Source organism: Paractinoplanes globisporus DSM 43857, from assembly GCF_000379645.1.
In the GTDB taxonomy this organism is placed as follows: domain Bacteria; phylum Actinomycetota; class Actinomycetes; order Mycobacteriales; family Micromonosporaceae; genus Actinoplanes; species Actinoplanes globisporus.
The window spans coordinates 133592-149420 of record NZ_KB903358.1; the positions used below are offsets into that span (position 1 = coordinate 133592).

Here is a 15829-nt window from a genome sequence, read left to right on the forward strand (position 1 = left end):
CATGGCCGACGACCGGGACAACCGCGTTTCGCTCATCAAGATTCTGGTCAAGGGCGAGACCAAGGCCGTGACGGCGCACGAGTGCACCCAGATCGGCGAGCTCCGCGAGAACACCGAGCTCTCGCTGCCCAAGCTGAAGTTCGCCTGGGACGGCATCAACGAGAAGACCGTCACGCTGCTGAGCGAGCTCCTCCGGAACGTGGCGCGCGAGGGCTTCGTCTCCGACACCGGCAGCGGACCGCTGACCGGAGCCACGATCGGCGCGATCGAACGAGTCCTGGGCGACCATCTCTATCAGCTGTTGTTCGGCGACGAGACGAGCGGGCTGCTGAACACCGCGCTGAGCCGCATGGAATCGGGCGAGATCGCCCTGGTCCGCATCGAGCTCGAGTTCCCGGGCCGGGACGCGAGCATTCTCAACACCCTCCCCTGGGAGTACCTCCGGCTGCCGGACGGCACTCCGCTGGCGCGTAAGGGCCAGCTGATCCTCAACCGGCGCCTGCAGCCACCCGGCGACCTGACGTTGCGCAATCTCTCCACCGGCGACGAGCAGCTGCGGATTCTCGTGGTCGCGCCGAGCCCGCCCCTGGAGGACACGGGTGCCGCCGCGCCGCTGGCCACGGTGCGGTCGGATGCCGTACGCAGGGAGCTCGCCCGGATCAAGCGTGCGCTGGGCGACCGCATCACGTTCCAGGTGCTGAGTGACCCGCCGGTCCGGGGCTCGCGCGCGACTTTCACGCCGAAGGTCACGCTCTCGGCTCTGCGGCGGGCGATGTCCGCCGCCGAGTCGCAGCCGCACGTGCTGCATTTCATCGGCCACGGCAAGCGCGACGCCGACGGACGGGGGATGCTCGCGCTCTGCGGCCTGGACGGCCGGCCACACTGGATCGACGAGGAGCAGTTCGCGAACGCCGTGTGCACCGACAACCGGCTACGCCTGGTGATCCTCCAGGCGTGCGAGAGCGCTCTGCCGAGCCCGTACTTCCACGGCATCTCGGGCGTCGCCGGGACGATCGCCGCCCGGCGCATCCCCGCGGTCGTGGCCATGCAGTACAGCATCACCGCGACGGAGGCGAACACGTTCGCCAAGACCTTCTACAACAAGGTTCTCGTCGAGAAGGAGCCGGTGGACGTCGCCGTGAAGGCCGCCCGGAGCCAGATGGAGGACGAGGGCGAGCAGTACTACCCGGGCGAACGGTCCGTGGCGCTGCCCGTGGTCTACCTGCTCGATTACCACCAGCTGATCGGCCAGCAGGACAGGTTCACCTCGCCCGCCGTGGTCCTGTCGCCCAAGGAGCTGCAGAGCGAGGCGAAGATCACCTGCGTCCGCTGCGCGCACCGGATCGTCGAGAACGCCAACCGCTGCGGCAACTGTGCCCTCGTGCTCGTCTGCCCGGTCTGCAAGAAGCAATGGGATCCCGTGGCCAAGTACTGCAACATGTGCCCGGGCGACACGGCGCCGGTCCGGATCGTGCAGCCGGCCTGGTCGGAGGAGCCGGAGGCGGACACCCTCGCGGCGGCCGGGCTGCGCCCCTCGGAAAGCTCGTTCGGATGACCGGGCCCGGCACGGAGTCCGTACAGCAGCTCCTGCTGAGCCTGGGGCGGCGGCTCTGCGAGGAACGCCGCTACGACGAGGCACATGACACGCTCTTGTGGGCGGTACGGGAGGCCGCGTCCGTCCCGGTCACGGTCCGAGCCCAGCTCGCGCTGGCCGACGTCCACCTGGCGCAGCGGCAGTTCCGGAGCGCCGCCAACGTCTTCGTCGACGCGTTCGGCACCGACCGCGCGAATCCGGGACCGGTGCTCGACCGGATCGCCGAAGTGCTGTCCACGGTGCCCGCCGATGCCAGCCCCGACAGCGACCACGGGCGGATGGCCCAGCTGGCCGCGGAGGAACTGCTGTCGCACCGGGAACGGCTGCTGTCGCTGCCGGGCGAGGCGGGGCTGCATGCCGCTGTCCTGCTCGCCGAGGCCGCTCTCCGGCAGGACGACTCGGCCGCCGCCGCCGAGTTCCTGCGCCGGGCCGCAACCATTGACGCCGCGGCCGCCGTCGCCTCGGCACGGAACCTGAATGACCGGGTCGTCGAGCCGGCCGCGGAGAGCCCGGCGGCCGGCGGTTTCGTCAAGGCGCGGATGCTGGCCGGAGCCGGGGCCGATGCCGACGCTCTCGCCATGGTCGACGAGGTGCTCGGCCGGGAGCGGGAGGACGGCCTGCCCTCGTCGTTCCTCGCGCCGGTGCACGACCTGCGGGCCGTCCTCCTCGACCGCACCGGACGGACCGACGACGCGATCAGGGCGCGATACGAGGCCGGGCGGGAGTGGTATTGGGCCGGCAAGATGGACCGCGCCCTGACCGCGTTCGATCTGGTGCGGGCGGCGGGCGCGGGCGGGCCGGATCTCCCGTTCTTCCGCGCGCACTGCATGTGGGCCACACCGTGCCCGCCCGCGGACCAGTACACGGATCACGTGCGTGCGGCCCTGAAGGCATGGAGCGAGGCCGGCGCCGAGGTGGAGCCGCCGGCCTGGGCGTTCGAGCTGCGCGGGGACATCCTGCTCGACCTCGCGGCATTCGACGAGAACCCGCGGGCGGTGAATTGGGAGGCCGCCATCGAGTTCGAACGTGCCCTGGCGCGGGAGGAACGGCCGAGCGGCATGGCCGGTCTGGCCACGGCGTACTGGGAACTGGACTGTCAGGCGGTGGCGCTGAGGTGCGTGGTCGACGCGTGGGAACGGTCGCAGAGTGAGTACGTACTCGGCAAGACCGTCCGGATCCTGCTGAACGCCGGCCAGCCGGCGCCGGAATCCCTGGTCGAGGCGGTACGCCGGCAGGCCGCCGACGACCCCTGGTACCGGGCGGTCAGCGGCGTCCTGCACTGGCAGGCCGGCGACCCGGCCGTCGCCGACGACGAACTGGCCCGGGCCCTGAGCACCGACCCGGGCCTGCTCTGGGCCTACTGGTACCGGCTCCACGTGCTCATCCAGCTGCGCCGCTGGGACGAGGTCGCCACCGTCCTGGAGGCGGTCGAGCAGGAGAGCGAGCCGACGCCGCACTCGGACTACGCGCTGGCGGCGCTGGCACACGCCCGCGCCCGGTTGCTGCGCGGCCATCCCGAGGACGTGGCCGGGCAGGAAGAGAGCCTGATGCGGCTGGCGGGCTCGGCCGGTGGTGACGTCGAGTGGCTGCTGGCGATCGCGTCCGCGTACCTCGGCGACATCGACGGTTACGGCCGCTGGGCCGAGCGGGCACACACGCGCGTCGTGAGTCTGGGCGCGGAGCAGCTCCGCGAGGCCGCCCTGGACCTCACGCTCGCGGCCGCGATCCTCGAGCACGACCGCGGACCGGACGGCGAACCGGCCGTCGACCGGCTACGACAGGAATCGGCGAACCTCAACGCCGAGGCCGTCGGGCGCGGCCAGGAGTTCGGCGCCGACGTCGCCATCGGGGAGCTGGCCTCGATCACCGACGCGGCGCCCGCCGGAACCGCGTCGCGGTTGATGCTGGCCCGCATCCTTCTCGACGAGGGGAGGTCTCAGGAGGCGGCACCGGTGCTCGAGGCGCTCGACTCCGAGCCGGACCGGACGGTCTTCGCCGAGGCCCCGGACGTGGCCGCGGCCGGCTACGCGACGGCGGCCCTCGGCGCGGCGCGGCAGCATCGGCCGTTGGACGTCGCGACCTACCTGGGCAACAGCGTGCAGAGCGCGATCAAGGCCGGCCGCGACGACCTCACCAAACCGATCCGGGCGCTGGCCGACACCGGCCACGCCGGCCAGCTGGCGGACGCGCCGGCTCTCGTCGCCCTCTCCCAGGGCTTCACCTCCCTGCTCGGCGTCGAAGCCTGGTCCTCCTCCGAGCGGCTCAACCTGTCGGCCGCGCTTCTGCGCATTCACCGAACCGCCTACCCACGCGTCTTCGGGCCGCTGACGTCGGGCGACGGCACCGGCGACGAATCGCCGATGACGAGACTCCTGGTGGCGCCGCCCATCCTGATCGAGGCCGACCCGGGGCTCTTTCCCGACGGCGGAGACACCCCCGCCGTCCGCTGGATGCTCGACGAGGGCATCCCGGAGATGAAGAAACGGCTCGGGCATCCGCTGGTTCCGTTGCCCGGAGTCCGGATCCGCCCGGTGGCGGAGCTGCGGGACCGCGCCTATCGCCTGGTCGTGTTGTACAGCCTGGTCGCGCCGGGAACGGTCCCGGAGGAACCCGACGGATTCGCCGCCGTGCTCCGGCATCTCGAGGCGACGCTGCGCCCACGCCGGTCCCGCCTGCTGGATCGCGCTCAGTTCATCGAGGGGCTCAACGCGTCCGCCGAGCAGACCGGGTCGGACCGGCCTGCGGCGGCCCGCATCGAGGCGGCCCTCGCCGTGGCGCGAGCCGTCCTTCAGCTCGGCGGCGAGCCGATCGACCCGGACGAGATCGCCGGCCGGATCGATCCCGGCGTAGGGCTGGTGCCCAATCTGGCGGCCGTGGCTCACCCGGTGGCGACCGGACCCGCCGCGTTCGTTCTCGACGCCGGGATCGAGGCCTCGCTCGCCGAAGGGCTCACCGGCGCGGGCGACGACCCGGCCGTCGTGCTCCCCGCCGGCACCGTGGCCGACCTGGAGAACCGCTTCAGGGACTGGCACTGCGCGCTTCCACACGCCGGGGACCCGGCGGCCGGGACCGTGCTCGTCCGGGATCCGAATCTGCTGCTCGCCACCCATGTTCTGGCCGCACGGGCCGGCCTGCGGTGCGGCGTGGCCCCGCTCGCCGTGGAAGGGAGGCCATGATGGAGCCCCAGCTGGCCGTACGCGTCACCGTGCCCGGCCTCACGGACGAGGACCGGCGAAGCCGACTCGCCCGCCGGCTCACCGACGGACTGCGTGCGCTCGCCGGCTCGTACGGCCTCGGATTGACGCCGTCGGTGGTGATCGACGCCCGGCCGGAGCCGTACCTCGCCAGCGCGCTGATGATCGTGACCTCGGTCGGGCTCCAGGTGGACGGCCGGGAGGTGGGGCAATCGCTCGACACAGCGCTGCGGGTGACGTCCGCGATGCCGCCGTCGCCGTTGCGCCGGACGTTCCTGCCGTCCGCGGCCCGCGCGGGGCAGGCCACCGGCGACGGTCCGGACGACGTGACCGCCCGGGCCGAGTCCGTCGCTGTCGACGTGGTCCTCGGCACATTCCGCCGGCGGCCGCAGCTGATGGCGACCGAGGCCGTGGCGCGGGCGTGGTGGGACGCTCTGCCGGTCAACCGCTTCCGGCAGTCCTCCGGCCGGCCGGAACAGGTGCTGGGCCGGCTTCTCGCCGCCGGTGTGGGAGCCGATCTCGAGGGGCCGGCCATGGAGGCGCTGGCCCTCGCGGACTCGGCCGTCCCCGGCGACCCCGAGGAGGTGGCGCTCTGGGTGCTCGGCCAGGTCCGCACCGAGCCGCAGCTGGTGCTGCACCTGCCGGCGGCGATGGCGGCGGAGCTCCTCGGCGTGCCGGACCCCCCAAACCGGCTGTCCATCGAGGACGATCGGGTGCCCGCCCTGATGCGACAGTCCTGGTCGGGGTGTGTCTCGGAGATCGGGACCCGAACCGGCCTGCTGGTACCCGCGCTGCATCTGGAGACCAGCGAGGCGCTTCCCGGCACCGTGTCGGTGGGGATCCGGCGCAGGATGCTGGAGCCCGTCCCGATGCCCGGTCCCGGCGAGTGCTGGCGCGCGACGGATCCGGCCGGCGACGGCACCCTGGCCTACATCTCGGCGCGGGCCGCCGGAACGATCTGCTCGTCCGACGGCGGCGGTGGAATCGAGCCGGCCGAGCTCCTGCCGCAGATCGTCATGGCGGAGATCCTGGCCGCGCCGGAGCTGCTGGTGGACATCGAGCAGATCGCCTACCGGCTCGCCCAGATCGAGGACTCGTACCCCGATCTGGTCGATCGCGCCCTGGCGCGGCTGCCCATCCCCGCCCTGACCGTGCTCGTGCGGCGACTGGCCGCTCAGGGCGTCTACCCATGTGACCTGCTGTACGTCCTGGACGGCGTGGTGAGCGCCGACGTGGTCCGCACCGATCGTCCCGGGATGGTCGCGCTCGACACCAGAGCACTGGTCGCCGGGTCCGAGCCGGCGTGGCGCCCATTCCTCGATCCGTTGCGACGGGCTCTCGTCGACCAACTGCCCGTCGCCGGGCCGGTCGAGCACCTGCCATCACCTCTCGCCGACGAACTGGCCGCCGGGATCGCCTCGGAAGAGCTCTGGGATCTCGTCCGGCAGGTGCGGAGCGCCGGGACGACCCTGGTCACCGAGGACCTCGTCCGGGAGCGCGTCGCCGAGGAGTTGTCCGGCGTCGACCCGGCACTGCCCGTGCTCTCGCGGTACGAGGCCGCGATCCACCCCGCCCTCTCGCGGGCGACGGCCGACCCCTCCGCCGCCCGCGAGAGTCCGATCCGAGAGCACCCCTAGTGCGCGTACACCTCCAGCTCGTAGATCGAGAAGCCGTAGGAGGTGGCGCGGGTCTGGCCGGTCAGGCGCAGGTAGCGAGCGTTCGTGGCCGGGAAGGAGACGGTGTCGAGGCCGCCGTTTCCGCCGGTCACGGCGGCGGCCTGGGTCCAGGCGGTGCCGTCGGGCGAGGTTTCTATCGTGTACGCGGTGGCGTAGGCGGCCTCCCAGCGAACGAGTACCCGGGACACGGTCTTGCTCGCCCCGAGGTCGACGCGGATCCACTGGTTGTCGGCCCAGGAGCTGGCCCAGCGGCTGGATAAGCTGCCGTCGACCGCGTTCGAGGCGGGGTATCCGCCCTGCGTGCTGGACGCGGTCGTCGTCTTCGCGGCGGCCAGGTTGGAGATGTCGTCGCCCCGCTTGGCCGGGAACGAGACCACCTGCTGGTAGGTCGGCCGGTTCTGCCAGGCGATCAGATCGTGCTCGATGCCACCGAGCGGGCTCTGCAGGATCGCGTCCGCGCACCACTGGTCGCCGGCCGAGCAGTTGGCGTCACCGGGGTACGTGGTGGCGGCCGGCTCGGCGAGCGCGGCGGTCAGGCTGGACAGCAGCGCGCCGCGGCAGGTGCTGACCACGCCGCCGCCGCAGTACTTCGTCGACCAGCCGGGGACGGTGTCGCCGAGGGTGGCCCGCAGGTCCTTGTCGACGTAGCCCCACCAGCCGTACTGGAACGACGAGCCCTTGTGCGCCTGGTTCTCGTTCGCGCTGGTCGGCAGCGACGAGACCGGGCCGGTCTGCCCGCCGGACGGCGACTCGTTGATCTGCAATGCGTTCACCAGGGACTGGAACAGGCCGTCGCCCATCCCGGACTGGAAGGCGGCCTGCACGAGCCGCGGCCACCAGGCGTCGAAGATGCGGATCGCGTCGGCGTTCGCGTACGCCTTGCTGCCCGCCGACGTCTCCTGCCGGTGCGCCCCGGCCGCGAGCCAGGTGCGCAGCTTGGCGATCGCCGCGGCCTGCGCCGAGTCGGTCACCGTGGCCGTGTCGATCACCCGGAGCAGGACCGGCAGCACGTCCGTGCCGCGCAGGTCGGTGGTGGCCGCCGACTCGACGACCTTGAGCAGCGACGCCCGGTCGTACTTCGTGCCGTCCGCGATGCCCGCCTTCAGCGGCTTGTCGAGCAGGTCGCCGCGGTGCACCGAGCCGAAGCTGAAGTTACCGTCGGCGGCCCCGAAGTTGCTCGCCTGCTTGTTGTTCCAGCTGACGAAGTAGTCCTGGTTCACCGCCTGCGGGTGGCCGGACGAGGGGACGTAGGACGCGACATTCGTCGCCGGGTTCCAGCCCTGCCACTCGTACGCCTGCTCGGCCTTGGTCGGAAGGTTGGGGTCGGCGGACGTGGACCGGACCGGTTCGGCGCCCGAGGTGTACATGGCCGAGTCGGTCGAGTTGACGTAGAACCAGTTGAACGCGAACGAGATGTTCGAGGCGGAGTTCGTGAAGGCCGCCGGTGTGCCCATCTGATCGGGTTCGTTGAACATCTGGAAACCGATCGCCGAGTCCGCCTCGTGCCGGTAGGTCGAGCGCAGGCTGGTGAACGCCGTCGGGACGCCGCCGACCAGGCCGCGCCAGGTGACGAGGCCGTAGTTGGTGCGCTGGACGGTCAGCCGGTACGAGCCGGCCGCGGTGGAGTCGGCGGTGGTCGGCTTCCACGAGTTGGTCTGGGTCAGCGCCTGCATCGGCGTGCAGGTGCCGTGGTAGAGGTAGCTGGTACTCGTCAGCGTGGCCGCGCTGCCGTCGGCATTGCAGAGCTTGACCGCGTACGTGTCGGTGATGTCCTGGATCGACGAGGTGGCGCTCCACGCGTAGTCGGGACCGCGCCCGATCAGCGTGTAGAGGTTCAGGCCGGAGAACGCGATGCCCCGGCTGCTGATCCCCGGACCCTCCAGCTCCTGCACCATGAGCAGCTGCGGCGCGAAGTACCCGGTCTGCGGGCCGAAGACGGCGACCGGGTGGCCGGTGGCCGAGTTGGCGGCGCTCACGATGGCGGCGTTGGACATGCCGCGCTGGGCGCTGTCGATCGTCAGGGTGCTCAGCGAGCTCGCGATGGTGCTCGTCCCGCTCGCGGCGGTCGCGGCCGATCCGGTCTTATCAAAAACAATCGGTTCCGGTACGGCGCTGCCGGCATCGGGCATGGCGACGCCCGCGGCGTTCGGGTCGCCCGAACCGTACGGGAACGACTGCCCGTTGTGCAGGGTCAGGACCGTCTCCGGGTCGTTCTGCTCGCGGAACTGCTGCCAGACCTGGTCGCCGACCGTGGTTCCGTACTTGGCCCGGGACGCGATCCGGACCAGGGCCGACTGCATCTCGGTGCCGCCGCCCCCGCCGAACAGGCCGCCGATGACGCCCGCGATCGCGATGAGATCGGTCGTGGTGAAGTTGACCGGACCACCGGCGTTGGTGATCGCGTCGAGGTGACCGGTCAGGACATACTCGCCCGGGCAGTCGCGGGCCGACATGCAGTCGGCGATGTACTTGTTGATGCCCGCGATGTAGTTCTGCACGTCGGTGTACAGCTGGGCGCCGCGCGTGCTTCCGGCCTGCAGCGCATTGATCTGGGCCTGCAGGTCCGCCTCGGTGTAGGGCGAGTTGCGCCAGACGCTCTGCTCCAGATCGCGGTTGCCCGCGGCGCCACCGGCGAAGGTGGTGAGGTTGCCGCGGGCCACGTGGCGCATCAGGTCCATGAGGAACAGGCGGTCCTGGGCGCCCGCGTACCCGGCGCCGTACATGACGCCGGCCCGGGTCGTGCCGGTGATGTGCGGGATGCCGAGCTTCTTGTCGCGCACGATCGTGACGTCGCTGCGCGGGGACTTCGTGCTCTCGACGTCGGCGGACGCGACGCCGTACGAGCTGTCGTTGAAGAAGGTGTTGATCTGGTCGCCGGTGAGGCCGGTGTAGTTGTACGTGAGGTTCGCGTACGGGGCCAGCTGGTCGTCGGAGTGCGGTGGCTTCGTGCCGAACGCCTGCGAGGCCAGGATCTGGACCAGGTCGGCGTCGCCGTTCTGGCCGGGCGGCAGGATGTCGGAGCACTGGCCCAGGCAGTAGTCGTTCGAGGCGTACGCGGCCTGGGCTGTTGTGGTGGGGGCGACCGCTAAAGCGGTGATGAGGACGGATGCCGCGAGGGCGGAGAGGCTTCGGCGCATGGGACGTTCCCCTTGGGAAGACACGAACGCGAAACAATTTCATAGATGTTAAGACGTCGATGCCTCACTTAGCTACTGGTGCGTAGCTTTTGGTTTTCGCGCCCTCGTGCGGTGGGGCGTCAGGGGTGGACGACGACCTTGAGGCCCTGACGGGCGGCCGCCGTGGTCAGCGCGGCGCCGATCTCGGCGAGCGGGAAGGCGGCCGAGACCAGCGAGCTCAGGTCGACCCTCTTCGATGCGGCCAGCTCGATCGCGCGCGGGTAGACCTCGCCCATCCGCCGGGAAAGGACGAGGGTGAGTCCCTTCCGGCGGGCGATCGACGCCGGGAACGTGGTCTTGTCGCCCTCCGGGATGCCGACCAGGATCACCCGTGCGCCCGGCTTGGCGGTCTTGATCGCCGTCTCGACGGCGCCGTCCGATCCCGAGACCTCGAAGACCAGATCGGCCTCCTCGGTGCCGATCGGTTCCGCTCCGGCCCGAACGGCCGCGGCCATCCGGTGTGGCAGCGGATCGGCGGCGAGCACGCGCGTGGCACCGGCAAGGCGGCCGAGCTGGATCAGCATGAGACCGATCGGCCCGCAGCCCACCACCGCGACGGTCTGGGCCAGGCGGGAATGCGCGAGATCGTACGCGTGCAGCGCCACGCCGAGGGGCTCGAGCAGGGCGCACTCGTCGTCGGAGATCGTGTCCGGGATCGGGTGCAGGCGGTGGCTGGGCCATGCCATCAGTTGCCGGAGGCCGCCGTCGCAGGACCCGTGCCCGGCGAAGACGATGTTCAGGCAGAGATTCGGGTACCCCTCGAGGCAGGGTTCGCATTTCCCGCACGGGATCGCCGGGTCGATCGCCACCCGCGTCCCGTCGCGGTCCCCGCCCCGGATCACGCCGGCCATCTCATGACCGAGCACGAGCGGCCGCGACACGACCGCGTCGCCTATCCCGCCCTCGGTGAACCAGTGCAGATCGGACCCGCACAGCCCGACACTGGTCACCGCGACCAGCGACTCCCCTGCCGCCGGGACCGGGTCGTCCTCGGTCGTGAGCCGCACGTCGCCGGCACCGTGAAGTCGAGCCGCAAGCACGGTGCGAACGATAACACCGCAGCTCCCGGCCCACCCGGTCGGAGCATTGCGCCGTGCGGCCGGCCCCGTCGATGATCTCCGCGTGACCCGTCTCGCCCACATCGACCTGCTGCGGGTCGCGCTCACCGTCGGCGTCATCGCCACCCACGCGACGATCACGTACGGCGGCCCGGGGACGTGGTTCTACCAGGAGGGAGCTCTGCCCGACGGCGTGCGGATCGCGGTATCGATCCCGATCGCCTTCGGCGCCTTGTTCGGGATGGGAGCGTTCTTCTTCGTGGCCGGCGCCTTCCTGCCGGGTTCGCTGAGCCGCAAGGGCCCCCGCCGCTTCGTCGCCGGCCGCGCCCTCCGCCTCGGACTCCCGCTGCTGGCGTTCGTGCTGGTCGTTGTGCCGATCGTCGTCTGGACGGTGCACGCCGTCGCCGGCCCGCCCCGCACCTTCGGCCAGATCGTCACCGATCAGCTGACCGAGCTGGACCCCGGGCCGCTGTGGTTCGTCTGGGTCCTGCTGCTGTTCAGCACGGTGGTGGCCGTCCTGCCGCTCCGGCCGGCGACGCCCGGCCCCCTGCGGCCATCACTGCTGGTCGCATGTGGCGCCTTCATCGCGGTGGCGAGCTTCCTGTTCCGCGTGTTCTGCCGCGTCGACTCGTATCAGATCGGCGCCGCCCACATGTGGCAGTGGGGCCAGTGCATCGGCCTCTTCGCGCTGGGCGTCGTCGCCGGTCGCCAGGGCTGGCTGCCCGCCATCCCCGCCACGATCCGCCGTACGTGCGCCGGGCTGGCCCTCGCCGGCCTGATCTGCGTGGCGGCGGTGATAGCGCTGATGGGCGACGACCTCGACCCCGCCGGCGGCGGCTGGCACTGGCAGTCGGCCCTGATCGCCATTCTGGAGGGCGTCATCTGTGTCAGCGCCACGATCGTCCTGGCCGACCTCTTCCGCGGCGTCCGCACCGGCCGGTTCCCGGATTCGCTGATCCGCTCCGCCTACGGCGCCTACATCCTGCAGACCCCCGTGCTGGTCGCGCTGGCGCTCGTCCTCCGCGGGGTGCCGATGCCGAACGCCGCGAAGCTCGCGATCGTCCTCCCGGCCGCGCTCGCCGCCAGTTTCGGCCTGACCCTGCTGCTGCTCCGGATCCGCCCGCTCGCTCGCGTCCTCTGAGACCTGCTCAAACCGATCAGGCCGGCGGTTCGAAGCCAAGTTGCGCCGAAATGTGTCCCGCCGCCGCCAAGAGGTCGGAAATGACCGGCGACCCCGCCTCCGGCTTGAAGCGCAACGCCGGACCGGCCACGCTGATCACCGCCACCACGTGCCGGTCATGGTCGAAGACCGGCGCCGCCACCGACGCGGTCCCCGCCTGCCGCTCCCCCAGCGACATCGCGTACCCCCGCTTCCGGATGGTCGCGAGGTCCTTCCGCAGCCTCGCCGGGTCGGTGATCGTCTTGTCGGTCACCGCCTCGAGCGGATGCCGCCGCAGGTACGCCTCGAGCTCGAAGTCGGGCACCCAGGCCAGGAACGCCTTCGACGACGCGCCGGCGTGCAGCGGGAGCGGGATGCCGAGGTTCACCTCCAGCCGCAGTTCCTGATCGGGCACGACCTGATCGGCGTACAGCCGCGTGTCCCCGCGCCGCAGCGAGAGCGTCGCGGTCTCGCGCGTGCGGTCGGAGAGCCACTTGAGCTCGGGAGCGGCCATGGCGCGTACGTCCATGCGGGCCAGATAGGCACGTCCGAGCGCGACGGCCGCGTGTCCGAGCGCGTATCGGTGGGTCGCGGTGTCGAGCGTGATCAGGTCGCGACTGCGCAGAGCGGTCAGGATGCGGTGCACGGCGGCCTTGGTGAGCCCGAGCGCGGACGCGATCTCGGTGACCCCGAGGTCGGACCGGTCGGTACGTCCGAAGTGGAGCAGCACGTCCATGGCGCGTTCGACCGCGGCGACGGATCGGGACTGGCTCTCGTCGTCGGCCGGGGCCGGCATGTGCGGAACTGATCGGGTCGGCACAGCGAAACTCCCCGGAACACCCTCGGAACGAACTAGGCGCGAAGCCTAGCCTGACATTTCGCACAGCGAAACGACGTACCGTTCAATGGTTGACACGAAAGGGAATCGCACGCCGAGACCCTGCTGTTCTTCACCAATCCGGGGTTTTGCGCTGCGCTCCCGGCCATGATCGGGCGGAGAATCGCCTCCACGACCACTCAGGGAGGCTCAGTCATGACCGGCGCGGAGGAGCTGCGAGCGATGCTCGCGGCGGGCCATGTCACGCACGTCCCGGGCATCTACGACCCGGTCACGGCCGCGCTCGCCGTCAAGGCGGGCCATCGGGCCGTCCATCTCTCCGGTGTGGCCGTCTCGGCGCTCATGCTGGGCCGGCCCGACCTCGGTTTCGTGCACGCCACCCAAATCGCCGACCGCGCGACCACGCTGGTGTCCGCGCTGAACGGCGTCCCGCTGATCGCCGACGCGGACACCGGCTACGGCAACCCCAGGGACACGGTCTGGACCGCGCTCGCCTACGTGCGCGCCGGCATCTCCGGCCTGCACCTTCAGGACCAGGTCGCGCCCGACCCACGCGGCCACCTCGCCGGCAGAGAGATCATCGATCGCAGCCTGGCGACCGCCAGGATCAAGGCGCTGGCCCAGGAGGTGCCGCAACTCGTGGTCATCGCCCGGACCGACGCGTACGCCGTGAGCGGTCTGCCCGAGGTCATCGCCCGATGCCGGGACTTCGCGGAGGCCGGCGCCGACGCGGTCTTCCCGGAGGGGGTCGACGACCTTCACGAGCTCGCGGAGCTGCACGCGGCGGTCCCGGAGGTGCCGATCGTTCTCCACCGGTCGGAAGCGGGCGGAAGTCGTCCCTTCGCGACCGACTCCGATCTCGCCGAGGTCGGCGTCCGGATGGTGCTGCACCCGGTCGCCGCGCTGCTCGCCGCCCTGCGCGCCGCGTCGCAGGTCTACCGGCAGATCGCCGAGACCGGCAGCGCCGAGCCGGTGGACCGCCTGCCCTGGGCGGCGTTCACCGCGCTGATCGGGCAGCAGGAGGCGCTCGACCCGGACGCTCGGTACAGCGCGCCCGGGCTGGCGGCCGACTATGCCGGGCCCAGCGAAGAGATCGGCTACACCCCACCCACTCAGCCCGGCGGTTACGGCTCGCCGCAAGGCGGCAGCTACGGCGGGTCCGGCCGGGGCGGCAGCTACGGCGGGTCCGGCCGGGGCGGCGCCTACGGCCATCCCGGCGGCCAGAACCCGCCCGGGCACCGGCACGGCTCCGTCCCGCCCGGGCAGAGCGCCGGGTACACCCCGCCGAGTCAGGGCGGCGGCGCGCGTGACGAGGACGATTACACCTTCGGGAAGCTGCAGACGTGAGCGCTCGCCGCCGAGTCCCGGGCCTCGACGTTCCGCGCGCTCACTCCGAGAGATCGCCCGGGAAGTCGCCGGCGCGGCCCAGCTGCGCGGGAACGGTCGCCAGGCCGAGCTCGGCGCCGATCCACGCTCCGGTGGCGGCGGCCGGCCCGATGGCGACGCCGGTGGCCAGGCCCGATCGGTTGAGCAGGTAGGCCAGGTCCTCGGTCGCGATGTTGCCGGTCGCAGCGGGGGCGAACGGGCAGCCGCCGATGCCGCCCAGGCTCGCGTCGAGCGCCGTGAAGCCGAGGCCGGCGGCGGTGATCGCGTTCGCGTACCCGGTGTTGCGGGTGTTGTGGAAATGGGCCCGCAGCGGCGCGGCGGTCACCTCGCGCACCGCCGCCGCCAGCTCGGTGACCTGCACCGGCACGCCGACGCCGATCGTGTCCGCGATGCACAGCTCGTCCAGCTCACCGGCGTTGGCGACGATCTCCCGCACCCGATCGGGCTTGACCTCTCCGGTGAACGGGCAACCGAACGAGGCCGCGACGGTGAGCGTGACGGCCAGGCCGGCCTCGCGCGCCCGCCGCGCGACGGTCCGGAACGCGTCGAGCGACGCCATCGTGGTCATGCCCTGGTTTCGCCGGGAGAACTCGTCGGTCGCCACCACGACGTAGTTGATCTCATGCGGCCGGTCGTGCTCGCCGAGAGCGAGAATGCGATCGAGTCCGCGCCCATTGAGCACCAGCGCGATGTACCGGATCCCGTCGGCGCGGGGCAAGTCGCGCAGCACGTCCTCGGCGTCGGCCATCTGCGGCACCCGATCGGGACGAGCGAACGCGACGACTTCGAGCCGGGTCAGACCGGCCGCGATCGCCCGGCGCACATATTCCACCTTCGTCCCGGTGGGCAGGACGCGTTTCTCATTCTGCAGACCGTCGCGCGGACCGACCTCGACGATGTCCACCGTTCAGCCCTCCCTCGTTCCGGCTGGCGGAACAATGTTTCCGATGGTTAGGGTAACCACGCGGCAAACCGTACGACCAATGGTCCTGGTGGCGGGCGGTCGCGGGAAGCGGTTGACGAAGCCGTGCTCGCGATGATGAAGTCGAGCGGGCCCGACTCGACGCGGCGGGAGTGATCTGATGTGAGCACGCTCGATCGTGACTACGCCGCGGCCGGGTTCGCGCGCCGCCTCGGCTGGGGAACGCGTCCGGCGGTGCTTCTGGTGGATCCCGCGCTCGCCTACACGGCACCCGACTCGCCGCTGTTCCTGCGAACTGGCGCCGGCGCCGCGGCCGCCATGGACTCGCTCGCCACGGCGGCCCGGGCCGCCGGCGTACCGGTCGTGTGGACCAGCGTCCGCTACGCCGACGAGTCCTGCTCCGAGGCGCCCCTGTTCGCGGCCAAGGTGCCCGCGCTCAAGGTCTTCGCCAACGGCAGCCCGCTGGCCGGCTTCGCGCCGCCCCTCTCCCCCGCGCCGGGCGAGCTCGTCGTGGTCAAGCACTACGCGAGCGCCTTCGCGGGCACCTCGCTCGCTGCCTGGCTGGCCTCGCACGGCGTGGACACGGTGGTCGTCGGCGGGTATTCGACGAGCGGATGTGTACGCGCCTCGGCGCTGGACGCCCTGCAGAACGGCTTCCGCCCGATCGTGGTGCGCGAGGCCTGCGCCGACCGCGACGGCGGCCCGCACGAGCACAACCTCTTCGACCTGAACGCCAAGTACGCGGACGTCATCTCGCTGGAAGAGGCACTGCCCGCCCTTCAACGGCGAGGGGCGGGCAGCTCATCCGTTGAGGTCTAACGTTTCG

At 71.5% G+C, this 15829-nt stretch carries 10 protein-coding genes; 6 read left to right on the forward strand and 4 right to left on the reverse strand.

Annotation, left to right across the window (positions count from 1 at the left end; all coding sequences use genetic code 11):
- Position 1: 1 nt before the first annotated feature.
- Genes A3CQ_RS0149965 through A3CQ_RS0149975 form a run of 3 tightly spaced genes read left to right on the forward strand, consistent with a single transcriptional unit; the run spans position 2 to position 6425 of the window.
- Positions 2–1555 (forward strand): CHAT domain-containing protein, encoded by a 1554-nt coding sequence (locus A3CQ_RS0149965; RefSeq protein ID WP_020518521.1) that lies wholly within the window; start codon positions 2–4, stop codon positions 1553–1555.
- Complete coding sequence (locus A3CQ_RS0149970; protein ID WP_020518522.1) at positions 1552–4770, forward strand: tetratricopeptide repeat protein; 3219 nt, start codon at positions 1552–1554, stop codon at positions 4768–4770. The genes A3CQ_RS0149965 and A3CQ_RS0149970 overlap by 4 nt, the downstream gene beginning before the upstream one ends.
- The gene (locus A3CQ_RS0149975; protein ID WP_169516384.1) at positions 4767–6425 is read left to right on the forward strand and encodes a hypothetical protein; all 1659 of its coding nucleotides are present in this window, start codon (positions 4767–4769) and stop codon (positions 6423–6425) included. Before A3CQ_RS0149970 ends, A3CQ_RS0149975 begins: the two co-directional genes overlap by 4 nt.
- On the opposite strand, the gene A3CQ_RS0149980 is transcribed toward A3CQ_RS0149975, so the two are convergent.
- Both A3CQ_RS0149980 and A3CQ_RS0149985 read right to left on the reverse strand, forming a co-directional pair.
- Positions 6422–9601: a penicillin acylase family protein gene (locus tag A3CQ_RS0149980; protein WP_020518524.1), complete on the reverse strand. Its 3180-nt coding sequence runs from the start codon at positions 9599–9601 to the stop codon at positions 6422–6424. The genes A3CQ_RS0149975 and A3CQ_RS0149980 overlap by 4 nt on opposite strands.
- A gap of 119 nt (positions 9602–9720) precedes the next feature.
- A complete protein-coding gene (locus tag A3CQ_RS0149985; RefSeq protein ID WP_020518525.1) occupies positions 9721–10647 on the reverse strand; it encodes a zinc-dependent alcohol dehydrogenase in 927 nt (308 codons plus the stop codon).
- A 115-nt stretch (positions 10648–10762) separates the two neighbouring features.
- Here A3CQ_RS0149985 and A3CQ_RS0149990 point away from each other — a divergent pair, with 115 nt between their 5' ends.
- A complete protein-coding gene (locus A3CQ_RS0149990) occupies positions 10763–11839 on the forward strand; it encodes an acyltransferase family protein (protein WP_020518526.1) in 1077 nt (358 codons plus the stop codon).
- A 16-nt stretch (positions 11840–11855) separates the two neighbouring features.
- Here A3CQ_RS0149990 and A3CQ_RS0149995 read toward each other — a convergent pair whose 3' ends face one another.
- Positions 11856–12677: an IclR family transcriptional regulator gene (locus A3CQ_RS0149995; protein WP_245577694.1), complete on the reverse strand. Its 822-nt coding sequence runs from the start codon at positions 12675–12677 to the stop codon at positions 11856–11858.
- Positions 12678–12890: 213 nt separating this feature from the next.
- Here A3CQ_RS0149995 and A3CQ_RS56830 point away from each other — a divergent pair, with 213 nt between their 5' ends.
- On the forward strand, positions 12891–14042 hold the full coding sequence (locus A3CQ_RS56830) for an isocitrate lyase/PEP mutase family protein (RefSeq protein WP_020518528.1): 1152 nt from the start codon (positions 12891–12893) through the stop codon (positions 14040–14042).
- A gap of 40 nt (positions 14043–14082) precedes the next feature.
- On the opposite strand, the gene A3CQ_RS0150005 is transcribed toward A3CQ_RS56830, so the two are convergent.
- The gene (locus tag A3CQ_RS0150005) at positions 14083–14985 is read right to left on the reverse strand and encodes a hydroxymethylglutaryl-CoA lyase (RefSeq protein WP_020518529.1); all 903 of its coding nucleotides are present in this window, start codon (positions 14983–14985) and stop codon (positions 14083–14085) included.
- Positions 14986–15165: 180 nt separating this feature from the next.
- Here A3CQ_RS0150005 and A3CQ_RS0150010 point away from each other — a divergent pair, with 180 nt between their 5' ends.
- Positions 15166–15822: an isochorismatase family protein gene (locus A3CQ_RS0150010; RefSeq protein WP_020518530.1), complete on the forward strand. Its 657-nt coding sequence runs from the start codon at positions 15166–15168 to the stop codon at positions 15820–15822.
- The last annotated feature ends 7 nt before the right edge of the window (positions 15823–15829 follow it).